Source organism: Bartonella sp. AC535YNZD, from assembly GCF_042196625.1.
In the GTDB taxonomy this organism is placed as follows: Bacteria; Pseudomonadota; Alphaproteobacteria; order Rhizobiales; family Rhizobiaceae; genus Bartonella.
On sequence record NZ_JBHIQP010000007.1, the window covers coordinates 100,468 to 116,470 of the forward strand.

At 34.5% G+C, this 16,003-nt stretch carries 12 protein-coding genes and 2 pseudogenes; 6 read left to right on the top strand and 8 right to left on the bottom strand.

Annotation, left to right across the window (positions count from 1 at the left end; all coding sequences use genetic code 11):
• Positions 1 to 118: 118 nt before the first annotated feature.
• The gene (locus ACFIM8_RS05790; RefSeq protein ID WP_375614619.1) at positions 119 to 706 is read right to left on the bottom strand and encodes an NAD(P)-dependent oxidoreductase; all 588 of its coding nucleotides are present in this window, start codon (positions 704 to 706) and stop codon (positions 119 to 121) included.
• A gap of 2 nt (positions 707 to 708) precedes the next feature.
• A complete protein-coding gene (locus tag ACFIM8_RS05795; RefSeq protein ID WP_375614620.1) occupies positions 709 to 1,044 on the bottom strand; it encodes a hypothetical protein in 336 nt (111 codons plus the stop codon).
• Between the two features lie 1,036 nt (positions 1,045 to 2,080).
• On the opposite strand from ACFIM8_RS05795, the gene ACFIM8_RS05800 reads away from it, so the two are divergent.
• The 3 genes from ACFIM8_RS05800 (at position 2,081) to ilvC (ending at position 6,328) form a co-directional block, all read left to right on the top strand.
• Positions 2,081 to 3,202, top strand: a complete 1,122-nt coding sequence (locus ACFIM8_RS05800) for an ATP-dependent RecD-like DNA helicase (protein ID WP_375614621.1) — start codon at positions 2,081 to 2,083, stop codon at positions 3,200 to 3,202.
• Positions 3,203 to 3,286: 84 nt separating this feature from the next.
• Positions 3,287 to 4,021: a pyridoxine 5'-phosphate synthase gene (locus ACFIM8_RS05805; RefSeq protein WP_375606997.1), complete on the top strand. Its 735-nt coding sequence runs from the start codon at positions 3,287 to 3,289 to the stop codon at positions 4,019 to 4,021.
• 1,287 nt (positions 4,022 to 5,308) lie between these two features.
• Positions 5,309 to 6,328, top strand: coding sequence for a ketol-acid reductoisomerase (gene ilvC / locus ACFIM8_RS05810; RefSeq protein ID WP_375606998.1), 1,020 nt, complete (start codon positions 5,309 to 5,311; stop codon positions 6,326 to 6,328).
• A 116-nt stretch (positions 6,329 to 6,444) separates the two neighbouring features.
• On the opposite strand, the gene ACFIM8_RS05815 is transcribed toward ilvC, so the two are convergent.
• The 4 genes from ACFIM8_RS05815 to ACFIM8_RS05830 all read right to left on the bottom strand — a co-directional run bounded on the left by ACFIM8_RS05815 (position 6,445) and on the right by ACFIM8_RS05830 (position 12,275).
• Positions 6,445 to 7,836 (bottom strand): amino acid permease, encoded by a 1,392-nt coding sequence (locus tag ACFIM8_RS05815; protein ID WP_375606999.1) that lies wholly within the window; start codon positions 7,834 to 7,836, stop codon positions 6,445 to 6,447.
• Positions 7,837 to 8,852: 1,016 nt separating this feature from the next.
• Positions 8,853 to 10,253 (bottom strand): amino acid permease, encoded by a 1,401-nt coding sequence (locus tag ACFIM8_RS05820; RefSeq protein WP_375607000.1) that lies wholly within the window; start codon positions 10,251 to 10,253, stop codon positions 8,853 to 8,855.
• A gap of 784 nt (positions 10,254 to 11,037) precedes the next feature.
• Positions 11,038 to 11,670, bottom strand: a complete 633-nt coding sequence (locus tag ACFIM8_RS05825) for a LysE family translocator (RefSeq protein WP_375607001.1) — start codon at positions 11,668 to 11,670, stop codon at positions 11,038 to 11,040.
• Entirely contained in the window at positions 11,667 to 12,275 is a 609-nt protein-coding gene (locus ACFIM8_RS05830; protein ID WP_375607002.1) for a fumarylacetoacetate hydrolase family protein, read from the bottom strand. Before ACFIM8_RS05830 ends, ACFIM8_RS05825 begins: the two co-directional genes overlap by 4 nt.
• Before the next feature lie 574 nt (positions 12,276 to 12,849).
• On the opposite strand from ACFIM8_RS05830, the pseudogene ACFIM8_RS05835 reads away from it, so the two are divergent.
• The 3 genes and pseudogenes from ACFIM8_RS05835 to ACFIM8_RS05845 all read left to right on the top strand — a co-directional run.
• Positions 12,850 to 13,265, top strand: a pseudogene (locus ACFIM8_RS05835) (DEAD/DEAH box helicase family protein); the annotation flags it as partial.
• A gap of 78 nt (positions 13,266 to 13,343) precedes the next feature.
• Positions 13,344 to 13,811, top strand: coding sequence for a hypothetical protein (locus ACFIM8_RS05840; RefSeq protein WP_375614622.1), 468 nt, complete (start codon positions 13,344 to 13,346; stop codon positions 13,809 to 13,811).
• 33 nt (positions 13,812 to 13,844) lie between these two features.
• Positions 13,845 to 14,012 (top strand): hypothetical protein, encoded by a 168-nt coding sequence (locus tag ACFIM8_RS05845; protein WP_375610523.1) that lies wholly within the window; start codon positions 13,845 to 13,847, stop codon positions 14,010 to 14,012.
• 1,337 nt (positions 14,013 to 15,349) lie between these two features.
• Here ACFIM8_RS05845 and ACFIM8_RS05850 read toward each other — a convergent pair.
• Together ACFIM8_RS05850 and ACFIM8_RS05855 are read right to left on the bottom strand one after the other, a co-directional pair.
• Positions 15,350 to 15,763, bottom strand: coding sequence for a hypothetical protein (locus ACFIM8_RS05850; protein ID WP_375607004.1), 414 nt, complete (start codon positions 15,761 to 15,763; stop codon positions 15,350 to 15,352).
• Positions 15,764 to 15,887: 124 nt separating this feature from the next.
• Positions 15,888 to 16,003: pseudogene (locus tag ACFIM8_RS05855) on the bottom strand (hypothetical protein); the annotation flags it as partial.

Consider the following 16,003-nt stretch of genomic DNA (forward strand, 5'->3'; position numbering starts at 1 on the left):
GTATGAATATGAAAATTAAGGAATATGCTTAATTTAAGGAAATACGCTATTATGTGTAATGCAAACTTGATACGCTAGCGATATAAGATAAATTTTACAAACATTGGCTCAGCCGGCATTAAGTGCTCTTCATAAAAGAAGCTATATTTTGGCAAGCTTTTTCAAAATAATTCTCAAAGCTTTCTTCAGTCACATAGCCCAGATGCGGTGTGCAAAGAACTCTATCTGATTGCAATAATTTGCTCTCATATACTGGTTCGCTGTCATAAACATCCAGTGCAAAGTAAGTTGAATTTTCCAAACTTAGTATTTTTTCTATCGCCCCTTTTTCAACCAAAGCTGAACGCGCTGTGTTGACAAAAATAGCATGAGTTTTCATGCTCAATAGATCATCTAATTTTATGATTTCTCTGGTTTTATCGCTTAAACGTAAATGGACGGATATAACGTCAGGACGTGTAAAAAATTCTTCTTTTGAATGCGTAAAATGATAACCTAAATTTTTTGCTTCTTGCGTTGAACGCTCGCTCCCATAAACCAAAATGGACATGCCAAAAGCTTGAGCATATTGAGCAACCATTTTACCAATACGCCCAAACCCGAATATTCCAAGAGTAGCTCCTTTCATTTGGTTGCCAAATGTTGTTTGCCATCGTCCTTTTTTTATATCAGATACAGATTTACAGAGTTTTCTACGCGCAGACATAATTAAGAGCCACGCAAATTCAGCAGCAGAAGTTGGATCTCCACTACCTCTAATATTTCAATTCCCAAGTCTCTACAAGCTTCTATATCAATATGTGAACCTATAGGGCCTGTTTGGCAGATCAATTTTAAATTTGGCAGTTTTAGGAGAAGATTTCTATCAACTGTAGTTCGCTCTCTGATTAAGATCAGAATATCTATCTCTTTGAGCTTATCTTCTAAATCACATTCTTTAGCTAAATTATTTATAACCAGCACTTCATGTGATTTCATTAATTTTGTAATAGACTGTAATGTTAGGGTGGCTTTTTGATAGTCGTCTGGAATTAATATTTTCAATTTAAACCTCCTGTTTCATTCATCAATATTTGAGTTCATTATTTCATTTCTAAAACAAACAAAAAGCAATATTACCGCTGATATCTTGGCATAACGCCAAGCCTATTAACAAATTATCCCCCTTGATTTCATTGTTATTTCTAGCAATAAGAATAGCATTAATCAGTTAGTTTTTATAAACTTTAAAACATTGCGACAAAAAAGTTTGACTCAATAGATGAAGAATTGCGCTTTTCTCATATTCTAGAGGACGAACCTGAAGTGCTACGTTGGACTGAAACCATGTCCCAGTTTTCTATAATAGACTACCAAGAAGGCCATACTTACGAACCATGTTTTATTGTTGAAACAGAAAAAGCTCCATATTTGTGCGAGATAAAGCGTGCTTCATATAAGCGTGATGTCTCTCTTTATTCGTTGAGATATAATTTATTTGTAGCATGAAGAGTAAATTTATTAAAATCATGATAAGAGGGAGATAGGAACTTTAGAGGTGTATCATCATAGGATTAAGTAGTTTTGTTGAGAGCTATTTTTATTTCTGCCAAAATGTTTTTAATATATTTAATTATTATTTCAGAATAGTAGATATACTTTATTTTTATGTGCAAGAAAGCTGATTTTTTGTGTAAAATAGTATTCATAAAATTATATTATTTTTATCCTGTTAAGGACATTTTTCTAGCTAGGGTTTTGCAAAGGCAATACTCTTTTTCTCATTCTAAATTTTGGTTATAAAAAGCGTATACTAGGTGTTATTTTAACTTTAAGATATGCATATTCCATTGTTGGTGTTACTGTTGTAAAAAATGATATTTTATTCGATAAGTATAAGGTATTACCAAGAAGATCGATGTATAGATAAAATTTAGATTGTTACACTATCTTGAAAAAGTAATGGGTAAATAATTGATAATTGTGCTACGAAAGTTGTTAGATGGGCGTGTATCAGCAATTCTTAATAAAAAAGTTTTTTTTGATAGTCGGTTTTTTTCAAAATACTGCTTTTTTTATGCAAATCTTATGTTGGTAAGCTATGCAGTTTTCACGGGAACAGGATAATGCATTGAAGGCTGTTGCCGCGTGGTTGAAGGAAGGGCGTTCTCCTCTTTTTCGCCTTTTTGGCTATGCGGGAACGGGTAAGACGACGCTTGCGCGCTATTTTGCAGAAACAGTTGATGGTTCTGTTCAGTTTGCTGCTTTTACAGGGAAGGCGGCGCAGGTTTTACGTTCTAAAGGTGCAAGCAATGCTTGTACTATTCATTCGCTAATTTATTGTCCACGTGGAGAAGAGGAAGTTTCCGATGAAATAACAGGAAAAAAGTCTATTGCTCCAACATTTACGTTAAATCGAAGAAGTGCTGCTGCACAAGCTAAACTCATTATTGTTGATGAGTGCTCGATGGTCGATGAAAAATTGGCGCGTGATTTAATGAGTTTTCGAACGCCAATTCTTGTTCTTGGTGATCCAGGTCAATTGCCTCCTATATCTGGTGGAGGCTTTTTTTCTAATGGAGAACCAGATTTTCTTCTTTCAGAAATTCATCGGCAAGCGCGAGATAATCCGATTATACGTCTTGCTATGGACGTGCGCGAAGGACGCGATATTGCTTATGGTGACTATGGAGAAGCGCGCGTTGTTACACGTAAAGAGGTCAATCAACAATTGGTTTTGGATGCTGATCAGGTCTTGGTAGGGGTTAATCGTACACGCCACCTTTATAATCAGCGTTTGCGTGTGTTAAAGGGATTTACAGCAGATTATCCGCAAGCGGGAGATAAGCTGGTGTGTTTGCGAAATGATCCCATTAAAGGTTTGTTGAATGGCTCTTTATGGAAGGTGATGACTTCACAGAAGGAGACCGTTAAACCAAGTATTAATCTTCTTGTGAAACCAGAAGAAAGTGAGCGTGGGGTAGCAAAGATTAAACTTTTAAAAGCAGCGTTTGAAAACCCTGATCAAGAAATTTCATGGCAATTAAAAAAGCGATATGATGATTTTGATTATGGGTATGCATTAACGGTTCATAAGGCGCAAGGTTCTCAATGGAATAACGTCGTTTTGTTTGATGAAAGTTTTGCATTTCGTGATATGTATGCACGCTGGCTTTATACGGGAATTACCCGCGCAGCAGAGCATTTAACGATTGTTCGATAGAGAAAATGTGTGTATCATCCCAGTTTCAGATAGAAAATGCCTTTTTTCTATCTTGTTACACACTATAAAAAAATGGAAATGGGCATGGCGGTAAAACTTTCGGTTAATCTTAATGCTGTTGCTGTTTTGCGTAATCGACGTAATCTTCCGTGGCCAAGTATAACAAATATTGGGCATATAGCGCTTGCTGCTGGAGCAGCAGGTTTGACGGTTCATCCACGCCCTGATGAAAGGCATATTCGTTTTGCGGATTTGTCAGATATATACTGTTTAATAAAGAACAATTTTCCTACGGCTGAGTTTAATATTGAAGGTTATCCAAGTGATCAATTTTTGGATATCGCTGAAAATTATGCGGACCAGATTACCCTTGTTCCTGATGATCCAGATCAGTCAACGTCTGATCATGGGTGGAATTTTGCTCATGATGCAGAATTTTTAGCACCTATTATTCAGAATTTAAAAAAAAGAAAGATTCGTGTATCCCTTTTTGCTAATCCTGCTGTCGATGGTCTTGATATTGCTAAAGCAATGGGTGCTGATCGTGTGGAATTTTACACGGGACCTTATGGTGGTGAATTTCAGGATAAAACAAAACAAGATCAAGAGCTCAATAAACTTGTTTTAGCAGCAAGAAGAGCTAAAGAGTTGCAGTTAGGTATGAATGCTGGGCATGATCTGACACTTATGAACCTTCCTGCTCTGGTCAAAAGTATTCCTTGGCTTGATGAGGTTTCTATTGGCCATGGGCTTATTGCTGATGCATTAGAGTATGGAATGCATGATACTGTTCAGCGTTTTATCCGGTTATTATCGTAATCTTTGTTTCTCTATAAAATTGGGAAAAAATTTTTATAAAGCTTTATCAATTTATCTAAAAAAACAATTTTATATATGTTGAGATAAATAGCACTATTAGCGTACATTATAAAATATTCTATTTTCCTCTGTTTATTAGTAGCTTTCTATTTTTTGTGTTTTTTAGGGTATGAAATGCTTTTTATATACCATCCATTATGAGGAAATTTTACCAAATCTACTTACTATAATTTTTTCGAAGGAATATAGTTTTTTAGAGTATTTTTCTTATAAGGGATTGGCGAAGAAATTTAAATGGATCAGTGCACAAAATTTATTGAGCGTCATAAGGTGTTTGAGAGATATCTTTTAATATGTTTGAGCTTATTTCACAGTGTTACTTGTGAAAAGTGTAACGTAAAACCTCTTATGCATCACCATTTTACGTCATAAAGATATAAGTTATCGTCTTCATTTTTGGGCTCGTTTAATGTTGCGGCAGCTTTTGCCATGCGATGGTTCATAAGACATATTCACATGCAATTCTGCTTGTGATGCGCAAGGGGGATGATTTCATCGAACAGATTTAAAGTCACAAAATGCTTTTTATGAATAGGCTCAATGTAATATGAGCTATTGCAATATTGGGAGCGAGAAAATAGAATGATGATATCAACTTGTAACTTTATAAAGTAAAGGGGGGCGTGTACGATAAATCTTAGATTATTATAGAGGACTATTGAAAAGAGTTCGAGCGCATTAAGAATTTTTTAATAAGCGCATGAATGAATAACACAATGGCATTCTGTTTTGCGTGAGAGGCGTGGTTATTAAAGAATGTAACAAGTAAAAGCGTCTTCTCTATTATTCTAAAGATATTGCTGTGTATGCTTTTGAAGGTTGTACTAAAACAATACTTGTTATTTTGTAATTTTTCTTGCTATCTATATTGATTTGGTTCATGTTAAAAATTGTGTGTTGTATCTTAATTTTTAGAATATAGCGTTTTGTTGCACGATAAAAGAGTAGAATATTAGCTAAATTTTCTTTAGAAATCTTATTTTGTGTAATTATTGTTTTTGTAGAATAGCAGTTGAAGTTTATTTGGGGATCCGTATATGTTTTAGGAATGTTTGGGGACTACAGTTTTTTCTATGCAATATGTAAACTTTAAAATTATTCAATTGCTGTGTTCTTATAAGCGGTGTTTTTTGTCTTTATAAGTGTGTGATGCACTGTAGATAATGTTTCTTATTGAATAAAAGTAATCTGAAATCCAGTTTAAATAGAGAAAGAAGGAATTTTTTTATGCGTGTTTATTATGATCGTGATGCGGATGTTAATCTCATTAAAGGGAAAAAAGTAGCCATTGTTGGTTATGGTTCTCAAGGGCGTGCGCATGCTTTAAATTTGAAAGATTCCGGTGTCCAAAATGTGCAAATAGCTTTGCGTCCAGGGTCGGAAACAGTTAAAAAAGCCATGGCTGATGGTTTTAAAGTGGTGAGTGTTGCTGAAGCAGCAAAATGGGCAGATCTCATCATGATGGCAACGCCAGATGAATTGCAAGCTGATATTTATAAGGAGCATATTCATGATCATTTACACGATGGGGCAGCGATTGCTTTTGCGCATGGTTTGAGCATTCATTTTGGCTTGATTGAACCTAAAAAAAACGTTGATATTGTGATGATTGCTCCTAAAGGTCCAGGGCATACAGTTCGTCATGAATACCAACGGGGTTGTGGTGTTCCTTGCTTAATAGCGGTGGCGCAAGATGCTTCAGGGCATGCTCATAATGTAGCATTATCTTATGCATGTGGTCTTGGTGGTGGACGTGCTGGGGTGATTGAAACAACTTTTAAAGAAGAGTGCGAAACTGATCTTTTTGGTGAACAAGCGGTTCTCTGTGGAGGTCTTGTTGAATTGATTCGAGCTGGTTATGAAACATTAACGGAAGCAGGTTATGCACCAGAAATGGCTTATTTTGAGTGTTTACATGAAGTGAAACTGATTGTTGATCTCATGTATGAAGGGGGCATTGCAAATATGAATTATTCGATCTCTAATACAGCTGAATGGGGTGAATATATCTCTGGTCCACGTGTGATTACGGATAAAACCAGAGCAGAAATGAAACGTATATTGAAAGATATTCAAACGGGTAAATTTACATCGAATTGGATTCAAGAATATAAGGCTGGTGCTGCTCATTTTAAAAGTATGCGGCGTTTAAATGATAATCATCCTATTGAAGAAGTTGGTAAAAAACTTCGTTCTATGATGCCTTGGATAAAATCTAACGCTTTGGTTGATAAAGAGCGTAATTGAAGCTTCTACAGAGATATTTGATCAATAGCTTTTATAATTTTATAGATAAATATCAAAAAAAAGGGTAACTTTAGTTACCCTTTTTTATATGTTTTTGGCAACATAAGCTTTATTTTTTAATTTTTTGCATAATTCTTTCTTCCAAAAAGAAAGTATACAATCCCTAAAAATATAAACCACGCTGGAGTATATTTTAAAGCTATGGCAGTGTCAGCTTCTAATGACAATAAATAAATAATGAATGCAAAGAAAATAAGAAGCGCCCAACACATAACAACACCTCCTGGCATTTTATAAGGAGAGACAGTATGTTGGAGAGGACGATTGCGACGATAGACGATATAGCTGATCAAAATGATAGACCATACAAATATAAACAAAGTTGCGGCAATTGTCGTAACAATTGTAAAAGCAGCTATGAGTGTTTGAGATAACGATACAACGGCATAACCAAATAAGATGCATAAACATGAAAAGAATAATGCATTGGCTGGAACGTGGTTACGAGAAAGTTTTCCTAAAAACTTAGGAGCACCTTTTTGTGTTGCTAGCCCATATATCATACGGCTGGTAGAAAAAATTCCACTATTTGCTGAAGATGCGGCTGCTGTGAGGACAACAAAGTTCATCAAACCTGCAGCAGTTGGAATACCAATAAGTGCATACATTGTTACAAATGGGCTTTTTTCTGGACTGATTTGATCCCACGGCGTCACAGACATAATCACAAGAAGAGAGAATATATAAAAGAATACAATGCGGATTGGTATTGAATTAACAGCCTGTGGTAAAGCTTTTTGAGGCTCTTTTACTTCAGCAGCAGCTGTTCCAGCGAGTTCAATGCCAACAAAAGCAAAAATAACAATTTGAAATCCAGCAAAAAAGCCTGTAATTCCTCGCGGAAAAATATTCCCACCGTTCCATATATGGCTAAGAGAAGCAACCGTACCGTTTGGAGAGACAAAACCGGTAAAGATCATATAAAATCCTACAACGATTAGGACTAGAATTGCTACGATTTTGATAAAACCAAACCAAAACTCAAGTTCGCCAAATAGTTTTACTGCGACGAGGTTAAGAATTAAAAAGGACATAAGACCAATTATAACAGGAATCCACGGATTGAGTTCAGGCCACCAAAAGTGTGTATAAGTGACAATAGCAATAATTTCAGCAGTTCCAGTGACAATCCAACACAACCAATATGTCCAGCCGATAAAGAATCCGGCACATGGCCCTAGAAGATCGGTTGAGAAATCAATAAAAGATCGGTATTGTGTATTAGAAAGCAATAACTCTCCCATAGCACGCATGACAAAGTATAGAGCACAACCAATAATTGCATAAACGAGTAGAATCGAAGGCCCTGCTACACTGATTGTTTTTCCTGATCCCATGAAGAGACCTGTTCCAATCGCTCCACCAAGGGCTATAAGTTGTATGTGTCGGTTATGTAGTCCACGTTGCAATTTCTTCTTAGGTTTTTTTTCTAAATTTTGTTTATTCATTTTTGGGAGGTTCCCTTTAGTTATTTTAAGATAAAATTACCCTAAAAAAGGTAATCCCTTCTATCGAAACATGATATAGCTAGGGAGTAAAGGAATTTTTTTCTATGACTATATGAGAATAAAGCAAAAACATTATTAATTAATGGAATAATTATTTTATATATAAGAAACAAAAGATAAATTTTATTACATTTTTTTGATTTTTTATATTTTATACATATGTAATATAATTTATATATAATATAAATTATATTACATATAATTATTATTTATATTTATATAATTATTTATATTTATATATATTTATTTATAGTAAATTATTGTATAAATAACTTTTATATTTAAAATTTATTTATTAATTTAGATTTCTAAATATATTAAATATAAATAAAATTGCAAATTTATTAAATATAAAACTTTATATATAAATAAAATAAGTTTAAATAGTTAGACTATTATTTAAAATATTAAAAAATATATTTAAAAATTTACCTTTAATTATTTATATTTAAAATTTATTACAAATAGAAAAATATTTTCATAGAATCTTTTTTTATTGCAGATAGCTATTAAGATATATTCTGTTTAAAGCTATATTTTTAATTTTGATAAAAAATTGAATATAAACTTTTGGAGGGGAAAAAGTTTTAGATAAATCTCATGTTTTATTAGTAAACAATGTCAGTGAAGTTTATAGAGAATTTTTTACAGAATAGCTCGTTTCTTATCTTATTGTGCAGTAAAATACTGTTGTGTAGAGTAGTGATATAAAGCATATAACATTTTTACGCATTAAGTATTTTTATAATGTGTGGTGAGTATTCAGGGCAGGGCTAGCCCATAGAGCCTTATGTAGGTGAACCATATAAATGATCAGCAGCATTCCCTCTTAATAAGCTGGATTGTTCACAAACCGGCGCTGGTAGGAATCGTCGTTTTTTGATGTTTGGGGAGGAGGTTAAGTAGAAAAAGGGTAACTAAAATTACCCTTTTTTGAGATGTTTTATGTATAGACTTTATTTGTTACCTTGAGTTATTTTTTTCTTTACAAATGTAAAATAGGTTATGCCTAAGCAAATAAACCAGAATATACCGTATTTTAAAGCTGTTAGGGTGTCTTCTTCTAACGTTAACAAATAGAGCATGAAAGCAAAGAAAACTAAAATTATCCCGCACACGATAATTCCTCCTGGCATTTTGTAGACGGATTCAGCATGCAAATGAGGGTGATTGCGACGATATACAATATAGCTAACCAAAATTACAGACCATACGAATAAAAATGCAATAGCTGAGATGCTCGTCACAATTGTGAAAGCACTTATGAGGCTTGGAGAGAGTGAGGCAATTGTATACCCTATTAAAATACATAAGCAGGAAAAGAATAGAGCATTGGCTGGAACATGATATTTGGAAAGCTTACCTAAAATTGGAGGAGCACCTTTTTGTGTTGCAAGCCCATATATCATACGGCTAGTAGAAAAAATACCACTATTTGCCGAAGAAGCAGCCGAGGTGAGAACGACAAAGTTTACCAAACCAGCAGCTATCGGAATACCAGCAAGCCAAAACATCGAAACAAAGGGGCTTTTATCTGGAACAATTTGATCCCAAGGTGTGACTGACATAATCACGATGAGAGAGAAGATGTAAAAGAGTACAATACGTACTGGTATTGCATTAATTGCTTTTGGTAGAACTTTTTTAGGATTTTTGACTTCAGCTGCAGTTGTTCCTGCAATTTCTATACCAACAAAAGAAAAAATGGCAATTTGAAATCCCGCAAAAAAACCTGTCATTCCTCGCGGAAAGATATTTCCATCGTTCCATACGTGATTGAGAGAAGCAACAGTACCATTGGGAGAAGTAAAGCTCGTAGCGATCATATAAAAACCAACAACAATTAATGCTAAAATTGCTACGACTTTGATAAGACCAAACCAAAATTCAAGTTCACCGAATAGTTTTACGGCAAAGAGATTAAAAATTAAAAAGAAACCAATGCAAGAAAAAACGGCAATCCATGGATTAAGCGTTGGCCACCAAAAGTGCATATAAGTGATGATGGCAATAATATCTGCAGCTCCAGTTACAACCCAGCTCAACCAATAGCTCCAGCCTACAAAGAAAGCGATTCCCGGTCCTAGCATATCGGTTGAAAAATCAATAAGGGACCGGTACTGTGAATTAGAAAGCAATAATTCTCCCATAGCACGCATGACAAAGTATAGGGCACATCCAATAATAGCATAAACGAGTACGATGGAAGGGCCTGCTACACTAATTGTTTTTCCTGATCCCATGAAGAGTCCTGTTCCAATAGCTCCACCGAGGGCTATAAGTTGTACGTGACGGTTATCTAGGCCACGTTGTAGTTTCATCTGAGGACCATCTTTTAAATTTTGTTTATAGCTCATTTTTTGGGGGTTCCCTTTAATTATTTTGAGATTAAATTACACTAAAAATGCATTATTCTGTATCGAAGCATGATATAAATGAGGTGTAAAGGAAAAAAACGTTTTTTATGATTTTGTGTGGATAAAGACAAGAATATGTTTTAGGAATATGGTTTTGAAAAAAGAGAATGTTTTCCTCTTAAATAACGTAACGGATATCTGAATAGGGAACTTTTTATTGTTATTAATAACAAATAAATTGTTCATTAAAAGACGTGGAGCTTTTAAAATTATTTCAGAAAGTTGTCAGGAGTTTTTATAATTTTTTGAAACTTATTATTTGTAATCAGTACATTATTTATTATTATTCATAATGGTGAGAGTTTTAATTTTTACTGCAAATAGCACTCGAGAGTTCTCATCTTAGTTTAAGAACAATTTTTAATGGAAAATTTAAATGATTTCTAAAATCATTTTTTTATTTTTATGATGCTATCATAAGTGAGAAGGAATTACTTTTGTTTCACAAAGGAAAAGAACAATATCATAGTTCTTTCTTTTAAAGTGATGAATAAGGATTTTGTTTAGACATTGGTAACATTTTATAAAATGTTACGAGAGACTCACATTGTTTACACAAGCGTCCTTGAGAGTATGATAAAGAAATGCAACGTAATTCAGTTATACAAAGAAAAAAAGAACTGGGGATTGTATAAGCTCTGTTAGAGATTTAGCTATTCATAGTGAGAGACAGAATCAGGAAAAGATTGCTCTATTAACTTTAAAATTTGTTATCGAAATAACATTATCCAAAGAAAATGAAAAAAGAAAATAGAGATAAAACTGTTCCTGTCGCAATATTAATGTATCCTTTTATTTTTTTCTTTTTTAAAGTGGCGCTTGCGAATGATATAAAAATGGTCATTAAAGTAAACCATGTAAAGATGTTGAAGGAATGTATCGTTACAAGTTCAAAGCCTTTTTTAATGCTACCGCCAGAAGCTAAGAATTTTGGAAAGGCTGCTATGTAAAATATTGATACTTTGGGATTTAGTATTTGTGTCAAAAAACCATCCATATAGCTGGTAAAAAGCTTTGTTGTACCGACAATGCTTTTTTCATTCGTTGATATTTTTTCTTTTGAATTTAAGCTGTGTATTCCAGATTTAATCGATTTAAAGCCCATATATAATAAATAGCAGCTTCCCATGAGTTTTACTAAAAGAAAGAGCGTTTTGTTGTTGAGAATGAGTGCTGATACCCCTAATATGGAAAATGCTCCATGCGCATATGTTGCTGTACATAACCCTAAAACGTTCATAAATGCGTTCTTTTTCCCCAATCTCGTTGCATTATCGATGATAAGGGCCATGTTTGGTCCCGGTGAGATGACTAAAAAAAATGAAACAATGAAAAAGGTTAGTATTTGATGACTCATTCTACTTTTAGCTCTGAGATTAATTGAGCTTCAAGATATAATTCTATTCTGTCAAATTTAGAGAGTTTTCCTACGCCCTGTGGAGTGCCTGTGTATATGATATCACCACGCCTTAGCTGAATGTAGTGACTTAAAAATGATATTATTTTCTCAAAGCTAAAGATCATATTTTTCGTATTGCCAACTTGCCTCGTTTCGCCATTTAACTTCATTGTAAAGGTTATTGGGTTGTTTATTTTTTCTTTGTTTATGAAGTCAGAGACGTATGCCGCTCCTTTAAATCCTTTAGATAAAAGCCAAGGAAGCTTTTTTTCTTTCAGTTTTGTTTGCAAGTCTCTTGCGGTAATATCAAGACCTATTGCTATGGCATCATAGCATTCTTCTGCTTCTTTCTCTGTGACCATGAAAGTGTCCTTTGAGATTCTGAGCACAATTTCAGTTTCAAAATGGATTTCTTTAGAAAAGTTAGGAAGATAAATTTCATTGCCTAAAACGAGTGAACTTTTTGGCTTGCTAAAGATAACGGGTTCATCTTCAACAATATTGCCTAGTTCATGAACATGTTCAACATAATTGTATCCAACACAGTAGATGTCATTTATCATGGGAGCCCTCCAAATTTTTTATTTTCTCTTTGTATAGGCAAGAGAAAATTTTGCAAACAACATTTTTTCTTATATCGCGTTTTGCGTTTTCTGGAAAAGAAGCATTGTGTGGGGTGATGACTAACCACGATGACAGCCCTTCGCATTATCCTCTTTTGAAGAGTGCCCAATCTTATAGTCTTTGAGATTACTTTAATTTTGATTGCCAATTTCCTGAAATTACTTTATTACTTAAAGAGTGATTTTACTCATCTACGCAGCGATCAGTAGAGTCTGAAAGCCCTAAAGTTTGATCATAAAAATGGCCTACTCTGTTGGTGTCTCGGAATTATGGGATATTTTTCTATATCTAGGTGCTATGAGCACTAAAAGAAAAGATCTGTTTCGTGTTCAATACTTTCAGGCTCTCGGAATACTAATGCGAGGGTGCTCGCACCCAGCGGGGGGAGCTTAAGAGTGAAAAGAAAAAGCTACATTTTAACGGCATTTCTATAGGCAAAAAATTCGCTTTTAAAGAAAAATGCTGGGAATGTCGTAAAAGCAATTAGGGCACCAATTAGGGATAACTTTTCAACAAATCCAAAAGTATGAGAAAGTCTATGAGGGTTTAAAAGAAGCAGACCGTGGCAAACTTATTATGGTATGTGGAACGGAGAAGATTTTTACCAGCTTTAAGATAGCACAACAAATAGCCGAAACTGGAGAGCGTGTTTTGTTTTTCGTGCCTTTTCTGGCTTTGATGTCACAAACAATAAGAGAATGGACACGCTATACAGAAGTACCGTTTCATTCCTTTGTGGTGTATTCTGATACATAAGTTGGCAAGTGTCGTAAAACAAAGATGCTGCTGCCGAACTCGATGTCTCAGATCTCGCTCTATCAGCTACCAACTGATGCTTAAAAGCTTTGAAAAAAGAAAATAAAGTATTAGTAAATGCAATGACTGTGGTGTTTGCTACTTACCAATCAATCCAAGTGATTTCGGATGCTTAAAAGAAATACGGTTTATCAGAATTTGATCTGATCATTTGTGAAGTAGCGCAGGTTAAGGCGGATAAGGTAGAACCTTTGGTTGTAGAAGCCAAGGAAGTAGCTGAGACTGCGAAGACAACAGCGGAAGAAGCGAAGAGTGTTGCGGAGCAAGCAAAAGAAAAAGCTGATACGACGAAGCAAGGGCTTGGAGAGGTCAGGAGTTCATTAGACACGGTGACAGCAACGACAAATTCTGCGAATACAGCCGCCTCTGAGGCAAAAGTGTTAGCGGAAGAAGCGAAGAGTGCATTGACAGAAGTTCAAGAGAAGGCTCAGAGGAACAGTGACAGTCTTTCTGAACTTCAAGGTAATGTAGGTTCTCTTTCCACTAATTTTTTAGAGGATGTGCGTTTTCATCAACCTGACAGAATTCTGGAAGCCGATCCGAAAAATAGAAAAGGTCTTGTGATCAATGAAGGGGCATGTTTTCGCTTTTATCATGGTGGTGAGAATGTGGGGGTACCTCTTTTACCGCATTCCAGGGCATGGAAGGATGACTTTTGACGAAGATCTTGAAGCAGGAAAGGATTTTATTATATATATCTCTTCCTAAAAGATCAGACGAATGAGCTATCCTTTGACCTTTCGCAAAATCTGACGGCTCCTGATGGCTATACAGAGGATAATTCTAAAAAGATTAGTGGATTTCATACGCTATGTGCGAATGTTGGTGAGATCGAAGGTCATCTCTTATCAAGCATATAAGATATAATAATAAAAAATACAATAAAGTCAATAGTTTGAGTGTAATTATTTTATATGAATCCCCTTAAGAATCCACACTTTTATGCATGATTCATTTGACTATTTTTTATATAAGGTTGCCATGTATGAATAGACCATAAAAAGCAAATCATCATGTAAATGTTATAACGCATGTGTCATTCAAATGAAAAGCAGATATCATTCATAACAGTTTATAAATTTTATGACACGTTTTTATCACAGCACAAATCACATTGTTTTAAAATTTAATTGTTTGGAATTATCGATAACACACGTTTAAAGATCATATCTTGTTTTAATGATTGGATTGTTAATCACATGATAAAAACATAAAATTACAGTTCTCAAAATTGAGAAGCATAAAATAGAGAGCTGTTATAACAGCATCATCATAACACCGAACATTTTAAAGATTGCATAAAAGGATTTAAAGAAAAGATCGCTTTTAAAAAAGCTTTCTAAAAATTTAGAAACGATAAGTAAGAAGCATAAATATAGTATCATCACAACAGCTATACTAATTTTTAAAAACGAAACTGTATTCGTTTCCACAAAAAAATGGAAACGAACAATGCCATAGCAGTAGAATACTATCTACTTAGATATGGTACTAAAAAACGTTTTAAAAGTTACCGTTTAAAAGCACAGAGCAAAATATGAACTTAGTGATTTACTCACCCCAAAATTGGGGGCTGCTATTGAGGCAAAGATAAGCAAGCAAAATTCAAAAATATTTTAACATCATAAGGCATGGGATTTTACTTAATTTTGCTAGCCAAATATAGAGCGATTAATTTGCAAAGAAGTTACATTTGAGTGCAAAATGAAAATACGCTTATGAAAGCTTTTCTAAATGCATGTTTAAATGTTTGAAACTGATGTTTATAACAGTTTTTAAAGCCTTGCGTTTGATAAAATCGGTTGTTTATTGTCTTATGAGAGATTGTTTTGAAAACCAACGCTCGTAAATGTAAAAAGCGGGTTTTGATAAAGCTACCGAGCGTTTTGATTTGTTTGATACGTTTGATAGCCATAACAAGCGTTTATAGGCTCTCTCATTCAAATGAGTGATTAAAGATCATACGCACATTTACGTTTCTTTTGATAAGTTTTCATATCTCTCATAGAGCGCTTGCAATATGATACGTTTTGTATATATGCACTCATTACTCCATATGGATGATTCATTTTGAAAGCCGCGTCATATCATTTGGCACGGATTTCTTTTATTTTACTCTCTCTTTTATGATATGTTTATAGCAATGCATTTTATATGCGTTTATAACCATAAAGAAGGCGCCGTCCATGCCTGTCATTTATTTATCTGTATCTGTAATCTTGATAATATTATCGTTTTCATAAACTTCACATTTTTTGGGAACGACACTTACTTTACTTTGACTGTTTAATTTTGCATTGCCATAGGCTTTACCCCAGACCTTGGCATTTCCATAAACAGAGCCATAGACCTCGGCATTGCCATAGACATGACCACAGACCTGAGAAAAATGGCGTATTTTTGCATTTTCATACACTCTTACATGACCATAGACACAAGCCTCATCATAGACCCAGCAATTGCCCTCATGAGAGAGGTTATCTTCCTTTTCAATAAAGCCGCCTAAGGTACCTTCTTTGATATCAGCAAAATCTTTTAATGCTTTAATACGGTAGAGAATATGTTTACCAAATACACGCGTTTCATTTGTGAGTGCAAACTTCTTTTGCATGAGCACAATTCCTTTATAAAGAGATTTAAATTTTTAAATGAGATGTTTAAAGGAGGGTGCCCCCGCCGCGCCCACGCGTTATTTAAGCAGCGTCTTTTAGTGACTGATTATCATCACAGATATCATCACGGATTGTAGCGACCAGATCAATCCCAATATCCGTTCCATCTTCATCATGCTCCTTAGCCCATTCCAAATAAGTCTGAACCTTTTCGTATTCTTGCTTTTGAAGCGGGTCGT